The 8,640-nt window shown below is 71.3% G+C and carries 12 protein-coding genes; 10 read left to right on the top strand and 2 right to left on the bottom strand.

Annotation, left to right across the window (positions count from 1 at the left end; all coding sequences use genetic code 11):
• The first annotated feature begins 47 nt into the window (after positions 1 to 47).
• Positions 48 to 692 (top strand): FMN reductase, encoded by a 645-nt coding sequence (locus ETD85_RS57215; protein WP_170247410.1) that lies wholly within the window; start codon positions 48 to 50, stop codon positions 690 to 692.
• An 88-nt stretch (positions 693 to 780) separates the two neighbouring features.
• The gene (locus tag ETD85_RS57220; RefSeq protein ID WP_138698224.1) at positions 781 to 1,563 is read left to right on the top strand and encodes a chitosanase; all 783 of its coding nucleotides are present in this window, start codon (positions 781 to 783) and stop codon (positions 1,561 to 1,563) included.
• 51 nt (positions 1,564 to 1,614) lie between these two features.
• On the opposite strand, the gene ETD85_RS57225 is transcribed toward ETD85_RS57220, so the two are convergent.
• Positions 1,615 to 2,526, bottom strand: coding sequence for a superoxide dismutase (locus tag ETD85_RS57225; RefSeq protein WP_138698225.1), 912 nt, complete (start codon positions 2,524 to 2,526; stop codon positions 1,615 to 1,617).
• 214 nt (positions 2,527 to 2,740) lie between these two features.
• Between ETD85_RS57225 and ETD85_RS64120 the strand changes: the two genes are divergently transcribed.
• The 4 genes from ETD85_RS64120 (at position 2,741) to ETD85_RS57245 (ending at position 5,570) form a co-directional block, all read left to right on the top strand.
• Entirely contained in the window at positions 2,741 to 3,223 is a 483-nt protein-coding gene (locus ETD85_RS64120) for a hypothetical protein (RefSeq protein WP_170247411.1), read from the top strand.
• A gap of 105 nt (positions 3,224 to 3,328) precedes the next feature.
• Positions 3,329 to 3,934, top strand: a complete 606-nt coding sequence (locus ETD85_RS57235) for a cyclodeaminase/cyclohydrolase family protein (protein ID WP_138698226.1) — start codon at positions 3,329 to 3,331, stop codon at positions 3,932 to 3,934.
• Positions 3,931 to 4,758: a bifunctional 5,10-methylenetetrahydrofolate dehydrogenase/5,10-methenyltetrahydrofolate cyclohydrolase gene (locus ETD85_RS57240; RefSeq protein ID WP_138698227.1), complete on the top strand. Its 828-nt coding sequence runs from the start codon at positions 3,931 to 3,933 to the stop codon at positions 4,756 to 4,758. The genes ETD85_RS57235 and ETD85_RS57240 overlap by 4 nt, the downstream gene beginning before the upstream one ends.
• A gap of 86 nt (positions 4,759 to 4,844) precedes the next feature.
• A complete protein-coding gene (locus ETD85_RS57245; RefSeq protein ID WP_138698228.1) occupies positions 4,845 to 5,570 on the top strand; it encodes a type 1 glutamine amidotransferase in 726 nt (241 codons plus the stop codon).
• 36 nt (positions 5,571 to 5,606) lie between these two features.
• On the opposite strand, the gene ETD85_RS57250 is transcribed toward ETD85_RS57245, so the two are convergent.
• Complete coding sequence (locus tag ETD85_RS57250) at positions 5,607 to 6,347, bottom strand: sulfite exporter TauE/SafE family protein (protein WP_138698229.1); 741 nt, start codon at positions 6,345 to 6,347, stop codon at positions 5,607 to 5,609.
• 284 nt (positions 6,348 to 6,631) lie between these two features.
• On the opposite strand from ETD85_RS57250, the gene ETD85_RS57255 reads away from it, so the two are divergent.
• The 4 genes from ETD85_RS57255 (at position 6,632) to ETD85_RS64125 (ending at position 8,518) form a co-directional block, all read left to right on the top strand.
• Positions 6,632 to 6,835, top strand: coding sequence for a hypothetical protein (locus ETD85_RS57255; protein WP_138698230.1), 204 nt, complete (start codon positions 6,632 to 6,634; stop codon positions 6,833 to 6,835).
• Positions 6,836 to 6,973: 138 nt separating this feature from the next.
• Entirely contained in the window at positions 6,974 to 7,495 is a 522-nt protein-coding gene (locus tag ETD85_RS57260; protein ID WP_138698231.1) for a thioredoxin domain-containing protein, read from the top strand.
• Positions 7,492 to 7,980 (top strand): S26 family signal peptidase, encoded by a 489-nt coding sequence (locus ETD85_RS57265; RefSeq protein ID WP_138698232.1) that lies wholly within the window; start codon positions 7,492 to 7,494, stop codon positions 7,978 to 7,980. Before ETD85_RS57260 ends, ETD85_RS57265 begins: the two co-directional genes overlap by 4 nt.
• Positions 7,967 to 8,518: a MauE/DoxX family redox-associated membrane protein gene (locus tag ETD85_RS64125; RefSeq protein ID WP_170247412.1), complete on the top strand. Its 552-nt coding sequence runs from the start codon at positions 7,967 to 7,969 to the stop codon at positions 8,516 to 8,518. Before ETD85_RS57265 ends, ETD85_RS64125 begins: the two co-directional genes overlap by 14 nt.
• Positions 8,519 to 8,640 lie beyond the last annotated feature (122 nt).

Raw genomic sequence — 8,640 nt, forward strand, 5'->3', positions numbered from 1 at the left:
CCACCACCCCCGGCCGTCCCACCCTCTGCAGAACGGAGATCCACGCCATGAAGCTCGTCGTCGTCACGGCGGGTCTGACCCAGCCCTCCTCCACCCGCCTGCTCGCCGACCGCCTGGCCGAGGCCGTGGTGCGGCGCCTTGACGGGCACGAGGCCGCGGCCGAGGTACGCGTGATCGAGCTGCGCGACCTGGCCGTGGACATCGCCAACAACCTCGTGACCGGCTTCCCGAACGCCCGGCTCCGCGCGGCCATCGAGGCGGTGACGCAGGCCGACGGGCTCATCGCGGTCACGCCGATCTTCAGCGGCTCCTACAGCGGCCTGTTCAAGTCGTTCTTCGACGTGATCGACAACACCGCGCTGGCCGGAAAGCCGGTGCTCGTCGCGGCCACGGGCGGGACCGCCCGCCACTCGCTGGCGCTGGAGCACGCGCTGCGCCCGCTGTTCGCCTACCTGCGCGCCGTCGTCGTCCCGACCGCCGTCTACGCGGCCGCCGAGGACTGGGGCGGCGGGGGCGACCCGTTCACCGACGGTCTCGGCGAGCGCATCGGCCGGGCCGCTGAAGAGCTGGCCGGCCTGCTGCCACGCAGCGCGCCGCGCCAGAGCCCGGACGACCGGCCGGGCGGGGAGCCGGGCTACGACGAGGTCGTGCCGTTCGAGCAGCAACTGGCGGCACTTCGCCCGTTGAGCTAGTTTTTCCCGACATGACCCGCGAACGCTGACTCCGGGAGTAAGGTTCGTTAGGAATCTTTCCTAACGAACCTCTTCGACAGGAGCCCCCGTGCTGACCGCCACACTCCTGGCCCTCTCCCTGGCCTTCACGAGCACCGCGTCCGGCACCGCCGCCGCCTCCGTGGATCTCACCGATCCACACAAGAAGGACATCGCCATGCAGCTGGTGTCCAGCGCGGAGAACTCATCGCTGGACTGGAAGGCCCAGTACGGCTACATCGAGGACATCGAGGACGACCGCGGCTACACGGCCGGGATCATCGGCTTCTGCTCGGGCACCGGCGACATGCTGGAGCTGGTCGAGCTCTACGCCGAGCGCAAGCCGGGCAACGTGCTCGCCAAATACCTCCCGGCCCTGCGCAAGGTCAACGGCACCGACTCCCACAAGGGCCTCGACCCGAACTTCACCAAGGACTGGAAGACGGCCGCCAAGGACCCCGCCTTCCAGCAGGCCCAGAACGACGAGCGCGACCGCGTCTACTTCAACCCGGCCGTGCGCCAGGCCAAGCAGGACGGGCTGCGGGCGCTCGGCCAGTTCGCGTACTACGACGCCATGGTCATGCACGGCCCCGGCAGCGACAAGCTGAGCTTCGGCGGCATCAGGAAGAGCGCCCTGGCCAAGGCCAAGACGCCCGCGCAGGGCGGGAGCGAGGTGACGTACCTGAACGCGTTCCTCGACGCCAGGAAGGCGGCGATGAAGGCGGAAGAGGCGCACGAGGACACCAGCCGGGTGGACACGGCGCAGCGGGTGTTCCTGAAGAACGGCAACCTCGACCTGAACCCGCCCCTGACCTGGAAGGTCTACGGCGACAGCTACACCATCAAGAGCTGAGCCGCGCGGCGCGGGCCGGTTGCGCCGGCCCGCGCCGCCCGTTCGGGGCTGTCAGGGCTTGACGGCGACCACGGAGTAGGGCGTGTCGGGGGTCGGCGTCGTGGTGAAGCGGGCGTTGGGCAGGTAGAGCCGGTGTCCGTACGCGGCGACGGTCGTGGGGACGTCGAAGCGGGGGTCGGTCAGCCGGTTCACGATCGTGCCGGAGGAGCCGTCGCGGGACAGGCCTATGACGGCGATGGTGTTCAGGCGGTTCTGGACGGCGTACAGGGTGCGGCCGGACAGCAGCAGGCCGTCGCCGTTGGTCAGCAGCTCGCCGCCCAGGTTCACCTCGGTGGTGACGCCGGAGGACGGATCGACCTCGAACAGCTTGCCGGTGTTCGACTGGACGATCAGCAGCGACCGGTGGTCGGGGCTGGGGGCGATGCCGTTGGCGTTGTTGCCGGTCGTGTACTGGATGGCGCCGCTGAGCGGGATCTTGACGGCCTCGGCGGGCAGCGCGCCGCCGCGTCCGAGCTCGAGCTTGTAGAGCACGGGGTTGGCGGAGTCGGTGAAGTAGGCGGCGCGGCCGACGAGGATCACGTCGTTGACGAAGGACGTGCCGGTGGCGAGGGTGTACGACTTGAGGATCTCCCCGGTGCGCAGGTCGATCACCCGCGCGTTGCCGGCGTTGCCCCCGGCCACGAACAGCCGTCCGCGCTCGTCCGTCTTGAGCCCGAGCGACTGCGTCCCGGGCCCCTTGCTGATGACGGCCCCCTTCCCGGTACGCAGGTCGGCCCGGTAGATGTCACCGGTCGCACGTGAGCCGAAGTAGGCGTACGGCCCCGGCCCGATCTCTATCCCCTCCGGCTGGAACCCGTTGGGCAGCGGGAAGGTGTCCGGCTTCGTGACGGCCTGCGCGGGCAGGCCCGCCAGCAGGAGCACGGCCAGGGCGCTGAGTGCGGTCTTCAGGATCGCGGATCTCATGCGGCCCACGATGCCCGTGGCCGCAGACGCCGCAAAGACCCATACCCGGCTTCACAGGGAGTTTTCAGGAACGGCGCGGGAGCGGGCGGCAGGTGACCGCCGTCCGTCCGGGCTACGGGGACCACTCCACGCCGGGAGATCTCGCGCGGTAGGTTGGGGCAGAGCCGAACAAACGGGGTTAATCATGTCAAACGGTGCCCGTCATGCTCTGGGAGTGGTCGCGGGACTGCTCCTCCCTCCGCTGGTCGCCGCCGGGCTGTGGTACGGCGTCGGCGACGTCCGCCTCAGCGCCGCCACGCAGTTCCGGACGTCCTGGCTCGGGCTGGCCCTCGTCGTCGCGGCCGGGGTCGGCCTGGCCTTCCTGATCGGCTCGCGCCTGTCTCCCGTGGCCTCCCTGCTCGGCGGTCTCGGGTTCACCGCCGCGGGGCTCATACCCACGATGGAGCAGACCCTGGGCCTGCGGTTCTCGTGGTCCGAGTGGTTGCCCGCCGCCATGAGGGCGGGCTACGAGGCCATGGTGTACACGGAGGCGATGCTGTTCGTCGGCGTCGCGCTGCTGGTCGTCTCGTTCTTCCCGTCGCGGTGGAGGTCCGCCGGGGGCGCGCCTCCCGAGTACTCGCCCGTGTACGGCTCCACGCCGTCGCCGTACCTGCCGCACGGCGGTGAGGACGCCACCCGGCCGATGCACCGCGAGTGACGTGCGCACGGCGAGCGTGCCGCCAGGAGGCGACGCACCGCGAGCGACGTGCCAGAGGGGCGACGCGCTGCGGATGAGGGCGGTGGGGCCTGGCAGAATGCCGCCATGCGCGACTTGACGATCGTCGACTTCATGACCCGGCTAGCCGACCGCGTGCCCGCTCCCGGCGGAGGCGCGACCGCGGCCCTGCACGCGGCGCAGGCCGCCGCGCTGCTCGGCATGGTCGCCCGCTACAGCACCGGCGAGAAGTACGCCGATCACGCCGAGACCGTCGTCAGCGTGATCGCCGAGACCGACACCCTACGGGCCAGGGCGCTGAAGCTGGCCGAGGAGGACGCGGCGGCGTTCACCGCGGTCACCGACGCCTACCGGCTGCCCAAGGGCCCCGAGCGCAGCGCCGCGATCGCCGAGGCGCTCCGGGGCGCGGCCGAGCCGCCCGCCAGGGTGGCCGAGGCCGCCACGAGGGTGGTCGAGCTGTGCGAGCTGATGCTGCCGATCGGCAACCGCAACGTCGTCACCGACGTGGCCGCGGCGGCGGAGGCGGCCCGCGCCGCCCTCACCACCGCCCGGGTGAACGTCGAGGTGAACCTGGGCGGCATCAAGGACGAGCAAGTACGCGAGGAGCTGAACACCCGCCTGTCCGGTGTCGATGCGGCCGTCGCCAGGGCAGACTGGGTGACCGCCGAGGTACGCGAGGAGATCAACCCTTGAAGACGCTGACCGGCCGCGACCTGGCCGCCGCCATCAGGACCCAGACGCAGGCAGAGTCGGCCGCGGGCCCGCAGCCGAGGCTGGCCGTGGTGGTGGCCACCGCCGACGAGGCGAGCCTGTGGTATGTCCGCTCGATCGCCAAGGCGGCGGCCGGGGTGGGCATCGACTGCGACGTGGTCGACCTGGGCCCTGACGCGACGCCCGAGCAGATCGGCGAGACGCTGACCAGGCTCAGCGCCGACCCCAACGTGCACGGGGTGATGCTCCAGACGCCGCTGCCCGCGGGCGCGTCGGCGCAGGAGCTGGCCGCGGCCATCGACCCGCGCAAGGACGTCGACGGCGCCAACCCGCTCTCGCTGGGCCGGCTGGCCGCCGGGCTGCCGGCGTTCCCGCCCGCGACGGCGGCGGCGGTCATGGCGCTGCTCGACCACCATGAGGTGGACCTGCTCGGCCGGCGGGCGGTCGTGGTCGGCCGCTCGACCGTGGTCGGCAAGCCGCTGGCGCATCTGCTGCTCGACCGGCACGCCACGGTCACCGTGTGCCACTCGCGCACCCGCGACCTGGCCGCCGTCACCTCCACGGCCGAGGTGCTGGTCGCGGCCGTGGGCCGGGCGGGGCTGATCGGCGCGGCGCACGTGGCGCCCGGCGCGGTCGTCATCGACGTGGGCACCAACCCCACCGACGACGGCGGGCTGACCGGCGACGTCGACTTCGACGCGGTCGCGGGCGTGGCCGGGGCGCTCACGCCGGTGCCGGGCGGCGTCGGCCCGGTGACGACCGCGCTGCTGCTTCGCCACACCGCCAGGGCGGCGAACCTGCCGTGACACCCGGCTCGCCCCCTCGCCCGGACGAGGGCGGGGGGCGGCGGTGGCGGATGAGTGGATCTTCGGGGGAGAGGTGCAGAGCAACGATGGGTGACGTCCTGATCGTCCAGAACAGCAGAAGCGGCGGTCCAGGCCGGGTGGGCGACTGGCTGGAAGAGGCCGGGCTCCGGCTGGAGGTGGTGCTCGCCCACGAGGGCGCCGCGCTGCCCGACCGGCTGGGCCACGACGCCATGATCATGCTCGGTGGCGGCTACCTGCCCGGCGACGACGACCGGGCCCCCTGGCTGGCCGGCGCCCGGCGGCTCGCGGGGCAGGCGCTGGCGGAAGGCGTGCCGTTCCTCGGCATCTGCCTGGGCGGGCAGCTCCTCGCCGAAGTGGCGGGCGGCGAGGTGACCGGCGACACCGGCGCGCCGGAGAACGGCAGCATCCCGCTCACGATCAGGCCGGAGGCCGCCGGCGACCCGCTCTTCCACGGGCTGCCCGCGGTGGTGCCCGCCATCGAGCACCACAAGGACGCGATCACCCGGCTGCCCGGCGGGGCGGTGTGGCTGGCGGAGACGGAGCAGTGCCCGTACCAGGCGTTCCGGGTGGGTGAGCAGGCGTGGGGGGTGCAGTTCCATCCGGAGGTGCTGCCCGCGCGCATCCGCGCGTGGCGGGCCGAGGGCTTCGACCCCGCTGAGGTCTACGCGCGGGCGGTGGCCGACGAGCCGGTGTCGACCCCGGTCTGGCACCTGGTCACCACCCGGTTCGCCGCACTCGTCACCGCACGGGCGTCGTCCCGCGGCGACGGTGTCACCGCGGGTGCGTCGTGAGGCAACGCGGGCGTCACCACGCAGGCGGCGCGGGTGTCACCGCGCGTATGCGTCCCAGCCCAGCTTGATCGCCACCGCCAGCCCGCAGGCCGCCGCGAGGTAGCGCAGGCTCTGGCCCGGCAGCCTGCGCGCGATCTTGGGCCCGATCCACCCGCCGAGCAGGAACCCGGCCGCCAGCGGCGCGGCCGCTCCCCAGTCCACCGGCCCGAGCAGCGCGAACCCGAGCGCCGCCACCGCGTTCGCCAGCCCCGACATCACGTTCTTCATCGCGTTCAGCTTGGCCGCCGAGTGCTCGAACATGGCCGCGAGCACGGCGAACACCAGCAGCCCCCCGGCCGCGCCGAAATACCCCGTGTAGATCGTCACGACGAACAGCGCGACCCGGCCCACCAGCCCGTGCTCGCCGCGTACCCGGCCCGAAGGTGGGCGGACCAGCAGCAGCGAGGCCATCGCGATCAGCCAGGGCGCGATCAGCTCGAACGTCCTGGACGGGGTCACCAGCAGCAGCCCCGCGCCCGTCGCGCCGCCGAGCGCGGCGATCGGACCGAGCTTGAGCATCGGGCCGCCCTCACCCGCCAGTTCGGGCCGCGATCCGGCGGCGGCGCCGATGCCGGTGAAGACGAGGGCGACGGTGTTGGTGACGTTCGCCGCCAGCGGAGGCAGGCCGAAGGCCAGCAGCGCCGGATAGGAGACCATCGAGGCGAGGCTCACGACCGTGCTCACCACCCCGGCCAGCACTCCGGCCCCGAGCAGGCCCAGGACTTCTCCGACGATCACCCGCACATGCTAGGCGTTGTCCGTTTTGTCCCCTAAAGCGGGGGGTCCAAAACACCCGGCCGGCCGCACTCTATACCGGCAATATACCGCCCATCTCTATACTGAGAATTCAATTCATCGCAATAATTCATTTCGTCCGCAGCATCTCTTCAAAATGGCATCCACGACATATTGCTTTATCTCCGATAATCATGTGAAGATACGGCGCAATACTCCCGGACAGCAAAAGTCCGGGAAACAACTACATGTCCTGGAGGTGAAAAATGACACGAACCCTCGGCAAAATGAGCGACCACCTGTTGAGCATGTTCGTTCCCAAGTCCACCGCCGCCGCAGCATGCTCCAGCTCCAGCTGCTACGGGTGCTACAACGAGGGCTGCGGCTGTCAGGGCGTCATCAAGTGGAAGGGGCGCTACTGCAAGCAGTGCAGGGCCAGCACGTGCATCTGGGTCTTCAGCCACTGCGTGTACGACGTGAGCTGCGTCTGACGACCGTCCAGGCGCCACGCGCAATGACGCGCTCGCGCCGTTGACACCGAACCGGTCAGGCCGGTGGTCGGGCCGCCGTTTCGAGCAGTCCGGCCATCGGCCCGGCCGGCCTTGCGAGGCCGAAGAAAGGGAGCCGGAATGACCTACCTTGTGGGACTCATCGTGGTCGGGACGCTGTGCCTGCTGAACATCGCGCTCACCGTCGGCGTCATTCGCCGGCTGCGCGAGCACGAGACGAGAATGCAACCGCCGCCCGCGCCGGCCGTCTCGGCTCCGGTAGGCGCCGAGGTGAACGACTTCACCGCGGTCAGCATCTCCGGCAAGGCGCTCAGCAAGTCCGACACCCTCCTGGAGACCAATTTCCTGTTCATCTCCGCCGACTGTGCGCCGTGCAGGGACAAGCTGCCCGATTACCTCGAATATCTCCGGTCGGCGCGCCCGCGGACCGTCGCGGTGCTGACTCCCGCCGAAGGTGACGACACCCATTTCACCGAAATGCGCGACGCGCTCAGCACCGTCGCCGACGTGGTGGTCGAGCCTTATGGCGAGCCCATCTGGAAGGCGTTCGCCATTGTCGGGACTCCGGCCTTCATCACGAGCAGGGACGGCCGGATCGCGGCCACCGACCTCCCGCTGACCACCGCCGGCACGGCGGCATGAATCCGGTCGCCTCGACCTCCGTCCTCACCGTACTGGCCGCCTGCCTGGCCGTCTGGCTCCTGCGCCGCCGCCTCGTGATCGTCGAGGTGCAGGGGGACAGCATGGCGCCGGCCTACACCGACGGCGACCGGGTGCTGGTCGGGAGGAACACGCGGCTGCGCCGTGACGACGTCGTCGTGTTCACGCACCCCGAGGCCGGCCTGGACCCGGCGGGCAGGCCCGGCCGGGCGATGCTCATCAAGCGGGTGGTCGCCTTCGCGGGGGAGCCGGTCCCGCACAGCGGCGATCCCGCCCCGTACGGCGGCCTGATCCCCGAAGGCCACGTCTACGTCCTCGGCGACAACCCGGTGAACAGCGCGGACTCGCGCCTGTTCGGGCCCGTCCCCACCGGCCTGATCGTGGGCGGGGTGTTGCGCAGGATGTCGCGCAGCCATCGGGGCGACGACCGGAGGACGGTCCCCGGAGGGTTCCATGCCCTACCTTGAAACCGGCCTGCGCTGCCTGATCGGCCTCGTCTTCGTGGTCTCCGCCGCCGGCAAGCTGATCCGCCGGGCGAGCCTCCGGGAGTTCGTCGCCTCCGTCGCCGCCATGCGGCTGCTGCGTCCCGGGCACGTGCCGGGCGCCGCCGCCGTCGTCGTCGCGGGCGAGGTGGCGGTCTGCGTGCTGATGGCGCTCCCCGGCCCCATGCCACAGGCCGGGTTCGCGCTCGCGGGCGCGCTGCTGGTCGCGTTCTCGGTGGCGATCCTCATGGCGGTGCGCAGGCAGGTGACGGCTGCCTGCCGCTGCTTCGGCACCTCCACGGTGCCGCTCGGCAGGCGGCACATCGCACGGAACGCGTGCCTCGCGGTCGCCTCAGGCCTCGGCTGCGTGGCGGTGGCGTCCCCGGAGGCCGCCACGGACGTGAACGCGCTGATACTGGCCGCCTTCGCCGGCGTCGTCGCGGGGACGCTCGTCGTCTTCCTCGACGAGCTGTCCGAGCTCTTCGGGCCAGGCCGGTTCCCCCAGACGAGACACCCCGGCTAGCCCCGTTTTCCGCACGTGAGTGATCTTCAGCGGAGGTCTCGTGGATCGATGTTGAGCAGGTCCAGGAGGTGGAGTTGGAGGTCGGTGGGTTGCGGGATGGTCGGGGGTGACTGGCCGGTGCC

This window comes from Nonomuraea zeae, assembly GCF_005889725.1.
GTDB classification, from domain to species: domain Bacteria; phylum Actinomycetota; class Actinomycetes; order Streptosporangiales; family Streptosporangiaceae; genus Nonomuraea; species Nonomuraea zeae.

What these genes read in the sequence shown, in the direction of transcription:
- ETD85_RS57215 (WP_170247410.1), top strand. Translation starts at nt 48, where the DNA reads ATGAAGCTCGTCGTCGTCACGGCGGGTCTGACCCAGCCCTCCTCCACC.
- ETD85_RS57225 (WP_138698225.1), bottom strand. Translation starts at nt 2,526, where the DNA reads ATGAGATCCGCGATCCTGAAGACCGCACTCAGCGCCCTGGCCGTGCTC.
- ETD85_RS57235 (WP_138698226.1), top strand. Translation starts at nt 3,329, where the DNA reads ATGCGCGACTTGACGATCGTCGACTTCATGACCCGGCTAGCCGACCGC.
- ETD85_RS57245 (WP_138698228.1), top strand. Translation starts at nt 4,845, where the DNA reads ATGGGTGACGTCCTGATCGTCCAGAACAGCAGAAGCGGCGGTCCAGGC.
- ETD85_RS57255 (WP_138698230.1), top strand. Translation starts at nt 6,632, where the DNA reads ATGAGCGACCACCTGTTGAGCATGTTCGTTCCCAAGTCCACCGCCGCC.
- ETD85_RS57260 (WP_138698231.1), top strand. Translation starts at nt 6,974, where the DNA reads ATGACCTACCTTGTGGGACTCATCGTGGTCGGGACGCTGTGCCTGCTG.
- ETD85_RS57265 (WP_138698232.1), top strand. Translation starts at nt 7,492, where the DNA reads ATGAATCCGGTCGCCTCGACCTCCGTCCTCACCGTACTGGCCGCCTGC.
- ETD85_RS64125 (WP_170247412.1), top strand. Translation starts at nt 7,967, where the DNA reads ATGCCCTACCTTGAAACCGGCCTGCGCTGCCTGATCGGCCTCGTCTTC.